The sequence below is a fragment of the Arthrobacter sp. N199823 genome (assembly GCF_002929705.1).
In the GTDB taxonomy this organism is placed as follows: Bacteria; Actinomycetota; Actinomycetes; order Actinomycetales; family Micrococcaceae; genus Specibacter.
In genome coordinates, this window is the sequence record NZ_PJIN01000004.1 from 21,565 (window position 1) to 38,056 (window position 16,492).

A 16,492-nucleotide genomic window follows, 5' to 3' on the forward strand; every position below is an offset into this window, starting at 1 on the left:
TTACATGCCTTCCAATTGGCTGCCGTTTTTGTCTTTTCCGCCAAGTCGTTGCAGCCACAAGGCGATACCGAGCCCCAAGACAACCAAGATCACGGCTGTGACGCTGGCTTGACCCATCTGGTTGGCTTTGAAGCCGGTGAGGTACATGTCGAGGGCAAGGTTGCGGGTGGCATTGCCAGGCCCGCCGCCGGTCAGCACAAAGATCATGTCAAAGTAGGTCACAGCACCCACCACCATCAGTGTTGAGGAGGTGATGATGGTGTATTTCAGCTGTGGCACCGTGATGTAGAAGAACTGTTTAACCCGGCCCGCACCATCAATGGATGCCGCCTCATAGAGCGACTTGGGAATCTGGCGCACACCACCTTGGTAGATCAGGGTGTGGAAGGGGATGAATTGCCAGGAGACCACAAAGATCACTACGCCGAGAGCCAACTGGGGCTGACCCAGCCAGTCCTGCGCCAAGATCGGCATGTGCAATCCGGCGGCCAAGCCAAAGTTGGGATCCAGCAGAGCCTTGTAGGCGATGGCAATCGCCGCGGAGGACAGCAGCAGCGGCAGGAAGTAGAGTACGGCCAATAAGGCCCGGTACTTCTGTGATCCTGCCGTGAAAGTACCCAGCAGCAGGCTGATGGGAGTCTGGATGACCCAGGTTAGGACCATGATGAGGAACGTCAGGCCCAATGCCTTGTACATGGAGGGATCGCTAAAGTAACGCAACCAGTTTTCCACACCGTTGAAATTGATGGCACCAATGCCGTCCCAGTCGGTAAAGCTCAGTACCAGCACACCCACTAGTGGGACGATGGCAAAGACTAAGAAGAGAACCAGAGCAGGCACCACTAGCCAATTCAAGGCGCCAGTAGCGGTGGAGTGAGACTTCTGGCTATCAGCCTGTGCACCCTCTGGCTTGCCCCCACCAGAGCGCCGGCCTTTCCGTTGCGTTCCTGAGCCTCGCTCAGTGATGGTCACGGATGCGCTCATTTGCCAATCGTCGCATCCATGTTGCTGGCAAACTTTTCCGGAGTAATCGACTTGGTGAACAGCTGGTCAATGTTGTTCAACAGGGCTTCGGCGGCTGTCGGGCTCAATGCCTGATCCCACGATTGCTGGAAGTTGGGAGCATCCTTGGCAGAGTTGTAGACGTACGTCAGGAAGTCCTTATCTTCTGTAGCAGCCAGCTGGTCTTCAATGCCAACAACAATGGGTACGGCCCCGGATTCGATCCAGGCGGTGACTTCCGCCGGGCTCAGGAGTCCTTCGGCAAAGTACTTCTTGGCAGTGTCCACTTCCTCCGCTGTTGCCTTGGAGGAGATGGACATGTACTGGCCGGGGTTGCCCACCCCGTTCTTAGCATCGCCCTTTCCGCCAGTCACCGTGGGGAAATCAACCCAACCCAAGTTTCCGCCGGGAACAAAGTCGCCGCCGTCGGCCTTCATTCCACCGTAGGTCCACGCACCATGGAGCATCATGGCAGCTTTTCCGGTGTAAAGCAGGGCCTGATCTGCGTTGGAATCTGCTGTGATGGAGTTGAAGCCCTTGATGAAACCGTTGGCAGAGACTAGCTCCTGGATCTTGGTCAAGGCCTCAATAGCGGCCGGGTTGGACCAAGCATTTGCCTTCCCAGCGAAGATGTCGTTGAAGACCTCCGGGCCACCAACCCTGTCAAACATCAACTCCAACCACATCATCGACGTCCAGCGGGACTGGCCGGCAAGCGAGATGGGAGCGATGCCCAGATCGTTGAAAGTCTTGCTCAGAGCCATCAGTTCATCCCAGGTCTTGGGCGGCTGGGCGCCGGCCTTTTCGAAGAGTGCCTTGTTGAAGAAGAGGATGATGGGCGCAACGGTTTCATTGGGCAAGGCGTAGATCTTGCCATCAATGGTTGCCGCGCCGAAGGCAGACGGGAACAGCTTGTCCTTGACTTTAGGGTTCTCCTCGAGCCAGGACGTCAGGTCGAGCACCTGATTGGCTTGTGCGTAGGACTTCAATCCACCGCCGCCCCATCCGTAAATCATGGTGGGAGCTTCACCGGCGCCGATGGCCGTCTTGATCTTGGTCTTGAAGGCGTCGTTCTGGAAGAGCGTGAGCTTGACCTGGGTGTCCGCATTGGCCTTATTGAAGGTGTCGATGGAGTTCTTGCGGATGGTCTCACCGGGCGGTCCTGTCAGCGACCACATGCTGGCGGATCCGGCGGCTCCCGAGTCTCCTCCGGGGCCGGAGGTTCCGCAGGCGCTCAAACCCCAAACGGCCAGCGGGGCAAGGCCGGCCAGGGTGAGGAAGGAGCGGCGCGAGGTTGTTTTGTGTTCCATGTCTTATCTCCATTGATAGGTGGTGAGCGCGTGGCTTGGGTAGATGCTGTTTGCGTGTGGGGGAGTTCATGCGTTTCGAAATATTTCGCAACTAATTCTGTGCTTGAAAAGAACTTAGCGGTGATGCCCATCACACGTCAAGCACTGTTCGCCACCATTTGACTCTCGATATGGAAATGTTGCACACTTCGATTGTTGAAATATTTCGAAAGAAGTAGGTGATGTTGTGAATCAAGTGAGTTCAAAGGTGAAACCTGTTCTCGCGACAGTCGCCGCCTTGGCGGGAGTCTCGGCACCAACGGTCTCCAAGGTGATCAATGGCCGCGATGATGTTGCAGATGCCACGCGTATTCGTGTTCAAGCGGCACTGGCGGAGCTTGGTTATGAGTCGCCTATGCAGCGACGGACTAGGTCCACAGGTCCTGCCATGGTGGATCTTGTCATCGACGGACTTAACACCCCGTACTCTATGGAGCTGGTCACGGGCATCCTGGACTGTGCTGCCATTGAAGACGTAGATGTTGTGGTGGGTAACGTGACGCCGGCGAAGTTGCACCGAGCCAACCATGAAGAGTGGGCACAACGCATGGTGGAGTCCGGGCGCAAGGGCCTAATTTTGGTCACCTCAGAGATGACTGCTGCGTTGCTGGACTCATTTGAGCATCGCAATATTCCGGTAGTGGTGATCGATCCACTTAATCCTCCGCGCCAGGGATATAGCAGCGTGGGCGCCACAAACTGGGCCGGTGGCAAGGAGGCCACCGAACACTTGATTGAGCTAGGACATACCAGGATTGCCTATTTGGGTGGTCCCAACGCTGCTGAATGTAGCGTTGCGCGGCTCCATGGGTATCTTGCGGCATTGATGGGTCACGGGATTTCCTCGCGGCCGGCATACATTTTGGCCGGGGAGTTCAATCAGCCATTCGGCGTTGTCGGCACACGTCAGCTCTTGGCTCTTGAGGAACCTCCGACGGCGATATTCGCCGGTTCTGATTCCATAGCCCTTGGGGTCCTCGAGGTAGCACGGACCCTTGGCCTGCGGGTGCCGGAGGACTTGAGCTTGGTGGGCTTTGATGGAACACCACTGACCGAACAAACTCTGCCTCGACTAACATCCGTGGCACAGCCGCTGCAGGAGATGGGCCGGGCCGCCTTGCGGGCCGTGCTTCGTTTGGCCAAAGGTGAGGCTCTGGATTCGGCTCACATGGAATTCGCTACAGAGTTGATTATCAGGGATTCCACCGCACCGCCACGCGTCTAGAACGTACCGTGATCCTGCACTAACTCAGGGCCAACTCAGTTGAACTGCCGGAACGCAGCCCTTATGCCCTCGCCTATGAACCCGACGGTTCGAACGAGATGGTGAGGTTAACCCTGTCCCTCCGGGCCTTTTGGCTGCACTTGGTCCTTTTGTCGGGTCGTTGCTGGCGTGCCATTCGCGATCCTTGCCTGAAGGGTGCCACGTGGCCGCGCATGGAGCCGGAATGGATGTGGCGTCAGTGCCCGGCACACCTGCGGTCATATCATCCAACAGAATCCGTGGCCAGGACTGTGCCACAGTGCCGCCAGGAACCGCCCTGAGAAAGACACCACAAGACTGACTGTGGCACCCACCCCCAAACTCAAAAGTTTTTGTGACGCGCAACACTTGACTCGCATCGAAATTGAACCTAGGCTCATGGAAAATGAATACAGATTCATTTTCTTTGAAGGCAAGTTCAATGAGGCGACAATGAGTTCAACACTATCCACCCAGCAAGATGTGCCCGTGGTTGACCCGGCTAAGGCGGCGAGTGAAGCGCGTGCTTCACTGCGCAAGCGACAGCTACTCAGCGCAGCTGCACGCCTCATGGCCCGCGACGGTGCCGACGCCGTCTCCATGCAGGCGTTGGCCACCGAGGCGTCCGTCAGTGTCGGGTTGATTTACCGCTACTTTGGCAACAAGGAAGATCTGCTGCTGGCCGTCATCGTGGAAGTGCTTGATGCTTTCGACGCGCAGGTGCCGGCCGCCATTGCGGCAGCGGGTGCCGATCCTGTGGAACGGATCGCTGCTGCTTTCGCCTCCTACTGTTCCGTCATCAACGACCACCGCGACGCGGCTGTCTTGTCCTACCGGGAATCAAAGTCCCTGGGTGCTGCGGGGCGGGACAAGATCAAGGACCTAGAAATCAGCACTGTAGAGCCGCTGAAGCAGGCCGTACTTGAGGCCATCGAAGCTGGACGGCTGGTGCGTATTGACGCCGAGCTTTTCGCCTACAACTTGCTCCTGCTCGCCCACGCCTGGGCTCTGAAGCGCTGGTACTTTGAACGCTCCTTTGACTTCGACACGTATGTCCGCAAGCAAACCGCCGTCGCTCTTGCCGCGGTTGTGCAAGCCGAGCACCGTCCCACCTACAGCCACCTCCTGGACCTGAGCTGAGCAGCCCACAAAAAGATCATGACCTGACACAAAGACGTGACACAACGAAAGGCATTGCCATGACCAGTTATGAAGACATCCTGTATGAGGTGGAAGGCCCCACCGCCATCATCACCATGAACCGACCCCACCGATACAACGCCTTCCGTGGCAAGACAGTTGAAGAACTGATCAAGGCCTTCCGTGCCGCCTGGGCCGACCGCAGCGTGCAGGCAGTTATCCTCACGGGCGCCGGTGAGAAGGCCTTCTGCACCGGCGGCGACGTCAAGCAGCGCGCCGAAACGGGCGACTACGGCCCCACAGAGTCGGGCATGTTTGAAATCGGCAACCTGCACAAGCTGATCCGCGACATCCCCAAGCCCGTCATTGCAGCCGTCAACGGCATTGCCGTCGGCGGCGGCCACGTCCTCCACGTCCTGTGCGACCTCACCATTGCCGCAGACACCGCCAAGTTCGGTCAGGCCGGACCCCGCGTGGGTTCCTTCGACGCCGGTTTCGGCTCCGCCTACCTCGCCCGAGTGGTGGGGGAGAAGCGGGCCCGTGAGATTTGGTTTCTGTGCCGCCAGTACGACGCCGTCACCGCCGAACGCTGGGGCCTGGTCAACACGGTGGTTCCGGCCAGCGAACTCATGAGCGAGGCCAAAGCCTGGGCCGCCGAGATTGCCGAGAAGAGCCCCACTGCGCTGCGCTTCCTGAAGCAGTCCTTCAACGCAGACTCCGACCACATGGCCGGGCTGAGCAACCTCGCCATGTCCGCACTGGATCTGTTCACGGCCTCACCGGAGGGCTTGGAAGGCGCCGCAGCCTTCGCCGAAAAGCGCAAGCCTGCGTTCAATGAACACGTGATCAGCCACTAAATCAGCCTCTAACGACTTCCGCCAGAAAGGCGCGCACCATGGATTTCACCCTTACGGCGTCGCAACAGAAATACGTCAAGGAAGCCCGCACAGTGGCTGAAATGATTGCCCCCGGTTACAAACAGCGCGAAATTGACCGGCTCATCGCCCCGGAACTACGCCTGGACATTGGCGGACGCGGGCTTATCGCCCCCGAGCTGCCCGTTGAACTGGGCGGGCGCGGCGAACGGCGCCTGACCTCCGGTCTCATCACCGAAGAGATCGCGCGGGGTGACTTTAACGTCGCCTACCTGCAGGTGGTGGGCTCACTGGTCGGCCAGATCCTGGCGCAAAGCGCCAAGCCCGCCGTCGCCGCCCGCTGGGTTCCCAAGATCGCCAGCGGCGAGGAGATCGTGGCCATCGGCCTCTCCGAACCCGGAGCAGGTTCCGATGCAGGAAACCCCTCACTGACGGCGCGGCGCGAACGCGGCGGCTGGGTCCTCAACGGCACCAAGTCCATGTCTTTCGCCAAGCAGTGCGGCGCCACCGTTGTCTTCGCCAAGACTGATCCGGAACAACGCCGGGGTCGGGGCATCAGCGCCTTCCTCGTCGATATGGCCGGGGACGGACTGGAAGTTGAGGGCGTCAATGACATGGGAACCCGCGCCGTCACCCGTGGCTTCGTGCACTTTACGGACGCTTGGATTCCCGAGGATCACCTGATTGGTGACGAAGGAGCAGGATTCACCCAGGTGATGCAGGGTTTTGACTTCAGCCGGGCCCTCATCGGCCTGCAGTGCATTGGCGCGGCCGCCGTCACGGTGGAGGAAACCTGGGCGCATGTCTCATCCCGCCAAGCCTTCGATCAGCCGCTGAGCAAATTCCAGGGCGTTTCCTTCCCCCTGGCCGAAAGTGAAACCCTCCTTACCGCGGCTCGTCTGCTGTGCCACCAGACGCTGTGGCTCAAGGACGAGGGTCTGCCGCACACCTCCCAGGCCGCCATGTGCAAATGGTGGGCCCCCAAAACGGCGTACGACGTCATTAACTCCTGCCTACTGCTGCACGGCCAGTTTGGCTACATGCAGGATCTGCCCATCGAACAGCGCATGCGCGATGTCTTGGGTCTGCAAATTGGGGATGGGACCGCCCAAATTATGAAACTCATCATTGCCCGCCAGTCCGTTGGGCGCGAATTCGCGCCGTAGCAAAGCACACCGCCACTCTTCACTACCCCTCAACTGCAAGGAAGCACATCATGGGAAAGCTTGAGAATAAAATTGCCATCGTGACAGGCGCCGGAAGTGGCATTGGCCGCGGCATCGCCGAAAAGCTGGCTGCCGAAGGCGCCACGGTGGTGGTCGGGGATATTAATGAGGCTGCCGCCAACGAAACCGCGGGAGCGTTGGGTAACGACTCCATCGGGCTCGTTACTGACGTCACCAGCCGCGAATCAGTGGATGCCATGGTTGCTGCGGTGACCGAAAAATACGGTCGGATCGACATTCTCGTCAACAACGCTGGGTGGGACAAAGTAGAGCCATTCCTGCAGAGCAAAGTCCCCGACTGGGACCGCGTCATCGCCATTAACCTCTACGGAACACTGCACTGCAGCCAGGCCGTGCTGGCCGTCATGGCCGAACAGGGCCACGGCGCAGTCATTAACATTGGGTCCGACGCCGGACGCGTTGGCTCCTCCGGTGAGGCCGTCTACTCCGCGGCAAAGGGCGGCATCATCGCCTTCACCAAGACGGCAGCCCGTGAAATGGCACGCAACAAGGTCACCGTGAACTGCGTTTGTCCAGGACCCGCCGACACGCCACTCTTTGCCGGTATCAGCGCCGAGAACCCGAAACTGCGCGACGCTCTCGAACGGGCCATCCCGCTGCGCCGCTTGGCCCAGCCGGCAGACTTGGCGAACGCTGTGGCCTTTTTTGCATCCGATGAGGCCGCATACGTCACCGGCCAAACACTGTCGGTCAGCGGCGGTCTCACCATGAGCTGATCCTCAACCGAGGATCAGCCAGCACTCAACGACGAGCGTGAAGGGTTCCACCATGACTTTTGAAACCATCCTGACCCAGGCGAAGGCGGAACGCTTCACAGCGGCCGGGCAATGGCAGAACAAAACACTGACAGACTTTCTTGACCAGGCAGCCGCCGACACTCCGGAGAAAACCGCCAGCGTCGATTCCCGCGGCAGCTTCAGCTACGCGGAATTGAAACGCCAAGTGGACCGGTGCGCTTTGGGACTTTTGGAGATGGGCGTTGTTCCTGGTGACGTCGTGTCAATCCAGCTACCCAACTGGCGTGAGTGGCTGGTGGTGCACTACGCAGCCGTGCGTATCGGGGCCATCACCAACCCGCTGATCCCCGTGTACCGGGACCGTGAGATTGGTTTCATGATGGAGCGGGCCCAGGCTAAAGTCCTTGTTATCCCGGCAAGCTTCCGTGGCTTTGACTACCCCGCCATGATCGGGCGGCTTTGGCCGAAACTGCCCAGTCTAGAACACGTCCTAGTGGTGGACGCCGGAGACGGGCTCGCAAAAGGATTCCACAGCTGGGAAACGTTCATTGGAACGGCCTGGGAAGACCGCCGAGATCCGGCCGAACTGGCCACCCTGCGGCCGGACCCCAACAGCCTCTCATTGCTGATTTTCACCTCCGGCACCACGGGGGAACCCAAAGGTGTCATGCACACCCACAACACTCTTGTGGCCGGCAGTGTGCCCTGGAGCGACAATCTGGGCATGGACAATTCGGCCGTTATCCATATGGCTTCCACCTTTTCCCACCTGACCGGATACTTGTACGGTGTTTCCCTTCCGCTGCAGCTGGGCGCCACCGGCATCTTCCAGGATGTGTGGAACGCAGAAGCATTTGTGGATCTCGTGGAAAAGTACGGCATCGCGCACACCTCCGGCGCCACCCCGTTCCTGCATGACCTGTTGCAGGCTCCCAATTTGGCTTCCCGGGATGTTTCCTCTCTTAAACGGTTCTGTTGCATGGGTGCGCCCATTCCGCGCGTCATGGTCCGCCAGGCGCGGGAAGAGCTGCCGGAGATGAGCGTTTTTGGTGGCTGGGGACAAACCGAATGCGGGCTCGTGACCATGGGCAGCCCCAATGATCCGGTAGAGAAAATCATCACCAGCGACGGCCGCCCCTTGGGTGGTATGGAGATCAGAATTGTTGATCTGGACGGCACTACACTGCCCGCGGATGCAGAAGGGCGCCTGCAAATCCAGGGTCCGTTCCTCTTCGAAGGCTACTTGGGCCAGCTTGAGGCTACACGTGAGCTCTTTGACGGAGACTGGTTCGACACCGGCGATTTGGGCAGCATCGATGACGAGGGATACCTGAAAATCGCGGGCCGCACCAAGGACGTCATTATTCGCGGTGGCGAAAACATCCCTGTGGCCTATGTGGAGAACGTGCTCTACGAACACCCCATGATCGATGCCGTGGCCGTCGTCGCCCTGCCGCACCCACGTCTGCAGGAAATTGCGTGCGCCGCCGTGGTCCTCAAGGAGGGTACCCCGGAATTCACCTTCGCAGACATGCAGCAATTTTTGAAAGACAAGGGCGTGGCCAAACCCTATTGGCCGGAGCGCCTGGAAGTGGTCTCTGACTTCCCCAGAACCCCCTCCGGAAAGATTCAAAAGTTCCAGCTGCGCGACAGTTTTGCCGCCTCCGCAGAAGCCGCCACTCAATCCATGAAGGAAACATCATGACTCCCGCCGCCACCCGCTCCGAATCAGCCCAGCGTTCGGACGTACTCAACCTTGACGCCCTGCTCAGCGCTGAAGAGCTGGAGCTGCGCAACACCGTGCGCACGTTCGTGGACGAGCGCATCCGGCCAAATATCGCAGCCTGGTACGACGATGCCGTGTTCCCCGTGGAAATCGTCAAGGAAATGGGTGCGCTGGGACTGCTGGGCATGCACCTGAAAGGGTACGGCTGCCCCGGCCGCTCCGCCGTCGAATACGGCATCGCGGCGATGGAATTGGAAGCCGGCGATTCCGGCCTACGCACCTTCGTCAGCGTGCAAGGATCACTGGCCATGAGCGCCATCCACAAGTGGGGCTCGGAAGAGCAGAAGAACCAGTACCTACCTGGCATGGCTAAAGGTGAGATCATCGGCTGCTTTGGCCTGACCGAACCCACCGCCGGCTCCGACCCCTCCTCCATGGCCACCTTCGCCCGCCGCGACGGCGATGGCTGGGTGCTCACCGGCGCCAAGCGCTGGATTGGGCTGGCCTCGATTGCCCAGATCGCTGTCATTTGGGCCATGACTGACGACGGCGTCCGCGGCTTCCTGGTGCCCACCGACACCCCCGGTTTCACGGCCACCGCCATCCAAGGGAAACTGTCGATGCGGGCTTCCATCCAGTGCGACCTCAGCTTCGAGGAGGTCCGGCTGCCAGCCGGTGCCCTGCTGCCCGGCGCCAAGGGGCTGCGCGGCCCGTTCTCCTGTCTGAACGAGGCCCGCTATGGCATCATCTGGGGAACCATGGGCGCCGCCCGCGACAGCTACGAAGCCGCATTGGCCTACTCATTGGAACGGCTCCAGTTCGACAAGCCGCTGGCCGCCTACCAAATCACTCAGCAGAAGCTGGTCAACATGCTCCTGGAAATCCAAAAGGGCACCTTGCTGGCCATCCACACCGGTCGGATGAAGGATGCCGGCACGCTGGAACCGGTGCAAATTTCCGTGGGCAAACTGAACAATTGCCGTGAGGCCATTCAAATCTGCCGTGACGCCCGTGCCATCCTTGGCGGCAACGGCATCACCTTGGACTACTCGCCGCTGCGTCATGCCAACAACCTCGAATCGGTGCGCACCTATGAGGGCACCGATGAGGTCCACACCCTGATCCTGGGCAGCCATATCACCGGCATCCCCGCCTTCCGTTAGGAGCGTCATGAACTACGAAACTATCCTCACCGACATCCGCGACGGGCTCGGCATCATCACCATCAACCGGCCCGAATCCCGCAACGCCCTCAGCCGCACGGTGCTGGCAGAGATTGCCGCCGCGCTGGAGGCGTTCCGCGGCAACCCCGACGTGGGCGTGGTGGTCTTCACTGGCGCTGGGGAGAAAGCCTTTGTGGCCGGTGCCGACATTAACCAGCTGGCGGGCTACACCATGCTCGACGGACTTTCTGCCGCCATGGCCACGCTCTACGACTCCATCGAGTCCTACGAAAAGCCCACCATTGCGGCCGTCAACGGCTTCGCACTGGGCGGCGGCAACGAACTGGCCATGTCCTGCGACATCCGCATCGCATCCGCCAACGCCCGCTTCGGACTGCCTGAAACGAACCTGGGCGTGCTGCCCGGGGCCGGCGGCACGCAGCGACTGTCCCGGCTGGTAGGCAAGGGACGCGCCGTCGAACTTATTCTGACGGGGCGCATCTTCGAGGCGGAAGAGGCACTACGAATCGGGCTGGTCACCGAAGTGACTGAACCGGGGGAGCTCATGGCCGCCGTCGAACGCACTGCCGGGCTCATCCTAGCCAAGGGTCCGCTGGCCATCCGCTTGGGCAAACTCGTCATCAACAACGGCAGCGAGACGGATCTGCGCACCGGTCTGCTGCTGGAGCGCCTGGCGCAGTCGCTGCTGTACACCAGCAACGACAAGGCCGAAGGTGCCGCAGCGTTCCTGGAAAAGCGCCCCGCAAAATTCGAGGGGAACTAGAGTGGTGGTCAACAACATCCTGGTGGTCGGCGCCGGGGCCATGGGCTCGCAGATCGGCATGGTTGCGGCGCTGGCCGGATATCAGGTCACGGTGCAGGACATCTCCGCCGCCATGCTGGAACAAGCGGAGGCCCAGTTACGCTCCCGCATGGACGCCAGCGTTGCCAAGGGGCGGATGAGCCGGGAGGATGCCGACGCGGCGCTGGGCAGGCTGGCTTTCTCCGAGGACCTGGCCGCGGCCGCCGCCACTACCGACCTCGCCATCGAGGCGGCAACGGAGAAGCTGGAGATCAAGCGCGGCATCTTCACGGCTCTCGATGCGGCTGCTCCGCCCCACGCCATCCTGGCAACGAATTCCTCCACGTTCGGCTCGTCCAAGGTTGCCGATGCCACCGGCCGGCCGGGTCAGGTGTGCAATATGCACTTCTTCAACCCGGCACTTGTCATGAAGTGCGTTGAAGTGGTCCGCCACGAGAGCACCTCCCAAGACACCATTGACACAGTTCTGGCGGTGGCCAAACGTATGGGGAAGGCGCCCGTTCTCATTGAAAAGGAGCTCCCGGGCTTTGTGGCGAACAGGCTCATGGGTGCCATCCGCGACGAGGCGCTGCGGCTCTACGCAGACGGGATCGCCAGTTTTCAGGACATCGACACAGCGGCCAAAACGGCGCTGGGCCACCCGATGGGCCCCTTTGAACTCATGGATCTGGTGGGCCTGGACGTCAGCCACCAGATCCGCCAGGCCACCTTTGCCGAGACGGGCGATCCGGCTGACCTGCCGCATCCTGCACTGTCAGCACTGGTGGAACGTGGGGATTACGGCCGCAAGAGTGGGAAGGGCTGGTACAGCTATGACGGGGTGCAAAAATGAGCACGCATGACGAACTGACGGCCGCCCTGGCCCGCGGACTGACCGAGGCCAGGGACACCGACTACTACCTGCTGTTCGACAAGCTCGGCCCGGCCGAAAAGGCTGTCAAGGACAGAGTGCGCGGCTTCGTGAACACCAGGCTGCTGCCCGTCATCAACGACTACTGGGAACGGGCGGAGTTCCCGCATGAACTCGTGCCGCCGCTGGCGGAGCTGGGCATCATCGGCTCCACCATTGACGGGTACGGTTGTCCTGGCCTGAGCCGGCTCGGCGCGGGCATGGCCACGGTGGAGATGTCACGCGGGGACGGCTCCATGAACACGTTCATTGGTGTCCAGTCCAACCTGACCATGGGCACCATCAACATGCTCGGCAGCGAGGAGCAAAAGCAGCGCTGGCTACCTCGCATGGCGACGCTGGAACTTGTGGGTGCCTTCGCCCTGACCGAACCCGGGCATGGTTCGGATTCGGTGGGGCTGGAGACCTCGGCCCGCCGCGAGGGTGACTACTGGGTCCTCAACGGGCGCAAACGCTGGATCGGTAACGCCAGCTTTGCCGACGTCGTGGTGGTGTGGGCCCGTGATGAGGCCGATGGCAAAGTCAAGGCCTTTGTCGTGGAGAAGCACGACGGCGCGTACCCGGCCGGTTACCGGGCGGACCTCATCACCGGAAAGATTGGCAAGCGTGCGGTGCTGCAGCCGGACGTTGTGCTGGAGAATGTCCGGGTGCCGGCGGTAAACCGCATAGCCAACGCACAGTCATTCAGGGATGCCTCGGCTGTGCTGGCCTCCACCCGCGGTGGCGCCTCATGGGAGAGCCTGGGACACGCCACGGCTGCCTATGAGGCGGCCGTGACGTATGCGCTGGTCAGGGAGCAGTTCGGCAGTCCGATTGCCAGCTACCAGTTGGTCCAGAACAAGCTCGCCAACATGCTGGCCGAACTGACAGCCATCCAGTTGATGTGCTTCCGCATGGCCGAGCTGCAAGAGTCGGGCCAGTGGACGGGAACCATGGCCTCGATTGCCAAGATGCACAGCGCCCAAAAAGCCCGCTGGATTTGCTCCGCGGCGCGCGACATCCTCGGCGGCAACGGGCTGCTGCTTGACTTCCATGTGGCCAGGCACCTCACAGACATGGAAGTGGTGCACACCTACGAAGGCACTGACTCCATCCAGTCGCTGCTGATCGGCCGGGACATCACCGGCATGTCGGCCTTCAAATGAGCGCGCCACAGGAACAGGGGCCCAGCATGAACGGTAGTTTCGGCGGCCGCGGAGTACTGGTCATTGGCGGCGGAGGAATTGGCTCCCAGGTGTGCCGCGACCTTGCCGCCGCGGGCGCCCGCGTCTACTTCACCTACTTCAGCAATGCCGCCACGGCCGCTGAGCTCGCGGCTGCTTTGCCCGCGGGGTCCTGCGCCGGCTATGCGGCACTGGACGCCACGGATGATGCCGCGGTTGAACACGTGGTGGCCACGGCAACCCGGGAGTTGGGCGGTGTGGACACCCTGGTCGTGACGGCCGGGCACCGGCATCCGCTGGCGTTGTTTCAGGAGACGACGGCGGCCACCGCAGCCGGGATCCTGAACACCGAACTCGGCGGCCCCATGAACGCGGTCCGCGCGGCGCTGCCGGCCATGGTGGCCGCAGGATTTGGCCGCATTGTTCTGGTGGGATCGGACAGCGGGAAGACCGGGTCTGTGGGGGACGCTGCCTCGGCAGCAGCCCGTGGCGGGCTGATCGCCTTTGCCAAGTCAATAGCTCGGGAGAATGCCGCGGCGGACATCACCGTCAACGTTGTCTGCCCGGGACCGACTGATACCGATCTGTTGGCCGGGATGACCGCGGCGGAGGGCCTCACAGGAAAGTTGATGAACGCCGTCGTGCGTGCCGTGCCCAAGCGCAGGCTGGGCTCGGTGGCCGAGATTTCCGGTGCGGTTATCTACCTTGCCGGTGCGGATGCAGGCTTTGTCACCGGACAGGCCGTCAGCGTCAGCGGCGGCCTCACGATGCAGTAGGAGGGGTGACTTGAGCATTGATCTGAGCCTTGTGGGCGCATCGCTTGGGACCGTCCAGCGCACGTGGAACGGCGATTCCGCCATGCTGTACGCCCTCGGTGTCGGCGCGGGGGCCGGCCTCGGGGACCGGGAGCTGGCCTACACCACCGAGAACAGCGCCGGCGTCCCGCAGCAGGTGCTGCCTAGCTTTGCAACTGTGCTGGGATTCCCATCGGTGGCGCTTCTGGATCAGGGCGGCACGTCCAGCCCCGGCGTGTCTGGTGGAATAGCCACCCGCGGCGGGCCGTCCATCTTTGGTGAGTATCCGGCGTCCACCGTGCTGCACGCTCGACACGAGCTGACACTGCACAGACCACTGCCCGTAGCCGGTGCTGGCGATGTGTCGGCCGTGGTTACGGCGGTGCACGATACCGGCGCACACGCACTTATCACCATCACCGCCAAGCTCAACAGCGCTGACGTCAGCAGCGCAGAAAAGGGGGTGCACCTGGCCACCAACCGGGCCACGTTCCTAGTCCGCGGGGCGGGCGGTTTTGGCGGGCCCCGGCCGGAACCGACCCGGTGGCATGCGCCAGATCGCGAGCCGGATGACGCCGTAGACCATCCCACCAGCACCACTCAGGGCCTGCTATACCGCCTCAGCGGGGATCGGAACGCGCTCCATTCGGACCCTCGCGCCGCACGGAAAGCCGGTTTTGACCGGCCTATCCTGCATGGTTTGTGTACCTACGGCTTTGCTGCTCGGGCGTTGATTCAATCCGTCTGTCGCGGCGACGCAGCCGAGTTTGGCACCATGGACGCACGGTTCACCAGCCCGGTGTTCCCCGGCGACAACCTTTCCTTTCGGATCTGGGACGACGGGGACACGGTGCATTTCCAGGGGCTCGTGTCCGGCCGTATGGTCCTGGACCACGGGTCCTTCACACGCAGGCCAAACGTCAACAAAGGAGTCACAAATGACTGAAGCATTTCTGATCGGCGGAGCACGAACCCCCGTGGGCCGCTACGGCGGGGCCCTGTCCAGCGTCCGCCCGGACGACCTCGCCGCCCTGGCAGTCAAGGAGGCCGTGCTGCGCGCCGGGATCGACCCGGACACTGTCGATGAGGTGATTCTGGGCAACGCAAACGGGGCGGGTGAGGAAAACCGCAACGTGGCCAGAATGGCCTGGCTGCTAGCCGGCTTCGGCGACCACGTTCCGGGGCTGACCGTCAACCGGCTCTGCGCCTCCGGCCTGAGCGCCGTGATTCTGGCATCCCAAATGGTCAAGTCCGGTGCGGCCGACATTGTGGTGGCCGGAGGAGTGGAGTCCATGAGCCGCGCACCGTGGGTACAAGCCAAACCCACCCAGGCGTTCGCCAAACCCGGCGAAAGCTTCGACACCTCCATTGGCTGGCGTTTCGTCAACCCCGAATTCACGTCCGGTGCCCTGTCCCGGGGCGGCAAGATGACCCTGTCCATGCCGCAAACCGCCGAAGAGGTGGCAGAGGTCTACGGCATTTCCCGCGAGGACTCCGACGCTTTTGCCGTCCAGTCCCACGAGCGGGCCCTGGCCGCCATTGCTGCCGGGCGGCTCCGGCCCGAGATTGTGCCCGTCACCGTCAAGGGCAGGAAGGGCAGCACCGTGGTGGACACGGATGAGGGTCCCCGGCCCGGGACCACCTTGGAGGTCCTGGCCGGACTGCGGCCGGTGGTCAAACCCAGCGGGGTGGTCACGGCTGGGAACGCCAGCACACTCAACGACGGTGCCTCGGCCATTGTTGTGGCCTCCGCGGCCGCTGTGAAGAAGTACGGGCTCACACCTCGGGGTCGGATTGTGGACGGTGCCTCGGTGGGTGTGGCCCCCGAGACCATGGGGATCGGACCAGTGCCTGCCACCCGGAAGGTGCTGGCTCGGGCCGGGTGGAACTTGGCCGATATCGGAGCCGTGGAGCTCAATGAAGCTTTTGCCAGCCAATCGCTTGCCGTGATGCGTGAACTCGGGCTGGACAACGGCATTACCAACAACGACGGCGGCGCCATCGCCCTGGGCCATCCGCTCGGTTCCAGCGGCTCACGCCTGGTGGTGACGCTGCTGGGCCGGATGGAACGCGAGAATGTAGACCGGGGATTGGCCACCCTGTGTGTGGGTGTCGGGCAGGGCACCTCACTTCTCATCGAGCGCCCTTGATCCGATCACGGCGGCCCCCGCCCAACGCGGCACCACTTTCCGGCCGGTTTTCCTCAACGCTTCCGCAGCAAATGGGCTGATTTCTTCAACGCTTCCGCACATACTTCACCGAGGGCGTCGATCCGCTCCTCTGTCAATCGTCATCACTGTGCACGCGCCTAAGGAACACC

At 61.7% G+C, this 16,492-nt stretch carries 15 protein-coding genes; 13 read left to right on the forward strand and 2 right to left on the reverse strand.

What is annotated here, in order from left to right; all coding sequences use genetic code 11:
- Both CXQ93_RS10270 and CXQ93_RS10275 read right to left on the reverse strand, forming a co-directional pair.
- Nucleotides 1–984, reverse strand: coding sequence for a carbohydrate ABC transporter permease (locus CXQ93_RS10270; RefSeq protein WP_104110349.1), 984 nt, complete (start codon nucleotides 982–984; stop codon nucleotides 1–3).
- Nucleotides 981–2,312, reverse strand: coding sequence for an extracellular solute-binding protein (locus tag CXQ93_RS10275; protein WP_104110350.1), 1,332 nt, complete (start codon nucleotides 2,310–2,312; stop codon nucleotides 981–983). The genes CXQ93_RS10270 and CXQ93_RS10275 overlap by 4 nt, the downstream gene beginning before the upstream one ends.
- Before the next feature lie 226 nt (nucleotides 2,313–2,538).
- On the opposite strand from CXQ93_RS10275, the gene CXQ93_RS10280 reads away from it, so the two are divergent.
- The 13 genes from CXQ93_RS10280 to CXQ93_RS10340 all read left to right on the forward strand — a co-directional run bounded on the left by CXQ93_RS10280 (nucleotide 2,539) and on the right by CXQ93_RS10340 (nucleotide 16,322).
- Nucleotides 2,539–3,576: a LacI family DNA-binding transcriptional regulator gene (locus CXQ93_RS10280; protein ID WP_308470617.1), complete on the forward strand. Its 1,038-nt coding sequence runs from the start codon at nucleotides 2,539–2,541 to the stop codon at nucleotides 3,574–3,576.
- A gap of 471 nt (nucleotides 3,577–4,047) precedes the next feature.
- Nucleotides 4,048–4,734: a TetR/AcrR family transcriptional regulator gene (locus CXQ93_RS10285; protein ID WP_104110643.1), complete on the forward strand. Its 687-nt coding sequence runs from the start codon at nucleotides 4,048–4,050 to the stop codon at nucleotides 4,732–4,734.
- A 59-nt stretch (nucleotides 4,735–4,793) separates the two neighbouring features.
- Nucleotides 4,794–5,591, forward strand: coding sequence for an enoyl-CoA hydratase-related protein (locus CXQ93_RS10290; protein ID WP_104110351.1), 798 nt, complete (start codon nucleotides 4,794–4,796; stop codon nucleotides 5,589–5,591).
- 38 nt (nucleotides 5,592–5,629) lie between these two features.
- On the forward strand, nucleotides 5,630–6,775 hold the full coding sequence (locus CXQ93_RS10295) for an acyl-CoA dehydrogenase family protein (protein ID WP_104110352.1): 1,146 nt from the start codon (nucleotides 5,630–5,632) through the stop codon (nucleotides 6,773–6,775).
- A gap of 50 nt (nucleotides 6,776–6,825) precedes the next feature.
- Complete coding sequence (locus tag CXQ93_RS10300) at nucleotides 6,826–7,572, forward strand: SDR family NAD(P)-dependent oxidoreductase (RefSeq protein ID WP_104110353.1); 747 nt, start codon at nucleotides 6,826–6,828, stop codon at nucleotides 7,570–7,572.
- A gap of 52 nt (nucleotides 7,573–7,624) precedes the next feature.
- Nucleotides 7,625–9,298: an AMP-binding protein gene (locus CXQ93_RS10305; protein ID WP_104110644.1), complete on the forward strand. Its 1,674-nt coding sequence runs from the start codon at nucleotides 7,625–7,627 to the stop codon at nucleotides 9,296–9,298.
- The gene (locus CXQ93_RS10310) at nucleotides 9,295–10,482 is read left to right on the forward strand and encodes an acyl-CoA dehydrogenase family protein (RefSeq protein ID WP_104110354.1); all 1,188 of its coding nucleotides are present in this window, start codon (nucleotides 9,295–9,297) and stop codon (nucleotides 10,480–10,482) included. The genes CXQ93_RS10305 and CXQ93_RS10310 overlap by 4 nt, the downstream gene beginning before the upstream one ends.
- A 7-nt stretch (nucleotides 10,483–10,489) precedes the next feature.
- Nucleotides 10,490–11,266: an enoyl-CoA hydratase/isomerase family protein gene (locus tag CXQ93_RS10315; protein WP_104110355.1), complete on the forward strand. Its 777-nt coding sequence runs from the start codon at nucleotides 10,490–10,492 to the stop codon at nucleotides 11,264–11,266.
- Nucleotide 11,267: 1 nt separating this feature from the next.
- Nucleotides 11,268–12,137: a 3-hydroxyacyl-CoA dehydrogenase family protein gene (locus tag CXQ93_RS10320; protein WP_104110356.1), complete on the forward strand. Its 870-nt coding sequence runs from the start codon at nucleotides 11,268–11,270 to the stop codon at nucleotides 12,135–12,137.
- A complete protein-coding gene (locus CXQ93_RS10325) occupies nucleotides 12,134–13,360 on the forward strand; it encodes an acyl-CoA dehydrogenase family protein (RefSeq protein ID WP_104110357.1) in 1,227 nt (408 codons plus the stop codon). The genes CXQ93_RS10320 and CXQ93_RS10325 overlap by 4 nt, the downstream gene beginning before the upstream one ends.
- Nucleotides 13,361–13,386: 26 nt before the next feature.
- Nucleotides 13,387–14,154 (forward strand): SDR family NAD(P)-dependent oxidoreductase, encoded by a 768-nt coding sequence (locus CXQ93_RS10330; protein ID WP_104110358.1) that lies wholly within the window; start codon nucleotides 13,387–13,389, stop codon nucleotides 14,152–14,154.
- A 10-nt stretch (nucleotides 14,155–14,164) separates the two neighbouring features.
- Entirely contained in the window at nucleotides 14,165–15,118 is a 954-nt protein-coding gene (locus tag CXQ93_RS10335; protein WP_219817345.1) for a MaoC family dehydratase, read from the forward strand.
- Nucleotides 15,111–16,322, forward strand: a complete 1,212-nt coding sequence (locus tag CXQ93_RS10340) for an acetyl-CoA C-acyltransferase (protein WP_104110360.1) — start codon at nucleotides 15,111–15,113, stop codon at nucleotides 16,320–16,322. The genes CXQ93_RS10335 and CXQ93_RS10340 overlap by 8 nt, the downstream gene beginning before the upstream one ends.
- Nucleotides 16,323–16,492 lie beyond the last annotated feature (170 nt).

Bases quoted from the DNA above. Each gene is read 5' to 3' on its own strand.
- CXQ93_RS10270 (WP_104110349.1), bottom strand. From the start codon at position 984: ATGAGCGCATCCGTGACCATCACTGAGCGAGGCTCAGGAACGCAACGG.
- CXQ93_RS10275 (WP_104110350.1), bottom strand. From the start codon at position 2,312: ATGGAACACAAAACAACCTCGCGCCGCTCCTTCCTCACCCTGGCCGGC.
- CXQ93_RS10285 (WP_104110643.1), top strand. From the start codon at position 4,048: ATGAGTTCAACACTATCCACCCAGCAAGATGTGCCCGTGGTTGACCCG.
- CXQ93_RS10290 (WP_104110351.1), top strand. From the start codon at position 4,794: ATGACCAGTTATGAAGACATCCTGTATGAGGTGGAAGGCCCCACCGCC.
- CXQ93_RS10295 (WP_104110352.1), top strand. From the start codon at position 5,630: ATGGATTTCACCCTTACGGCGTCGCAACAGAAATACGTCAAGGAAGCC.
- CXQ93_RS10300 (WP_104110353.1), top strand. From the start codon at position 6,826: ATGGGAAAGCTTGAGAATAAAATTGCCATCGTGACAGGCGCCGGAAGT.
- CXQ93_RS10305 (WP_104110644.1), top strand. From the start codon at position 7,625: ATGACTTTTGAAACCATCCTGACCCAGGCGAAGGCGGAACGCTTCACA.
- CXQ93_RS10310 (WP_104110354.1), top strand. From the start codon at position 9,295: ATGACTCCCGCCGCCACCCGCTCCGAATCAGCCCAGCGTTCGGACGTA.
- CXQ93_RS10315 (WP_104110355.1), top strand. From the start codon at position 10,490: ATGAACTACGAAACTATCCTCACCGACATCCGCGACGGGCTCGGCATC.
- CXQ93_RS10325 (WP_104110357.1), top strand. From the start codon at position 12,134: ATGAGCACGCATGACGAACTGACGGCCGCCCTGGCCCGCGGACTGACC.
- CXQ93_RS10330 (WP_104110358.1), top strand. From the start codon at position 13,387: ATGAACGGTAGTTTCGGCGGCCGCGGAGTACTGGTCATTGGCGGCGGA.
- CXQ93_RS10340 (WP_104110360.1), top strand. From the start codon at position 15,111: ATGACTGAAGCATTTCTGATCGGCGGAGCACGAACCCCCGTGGGCCGC.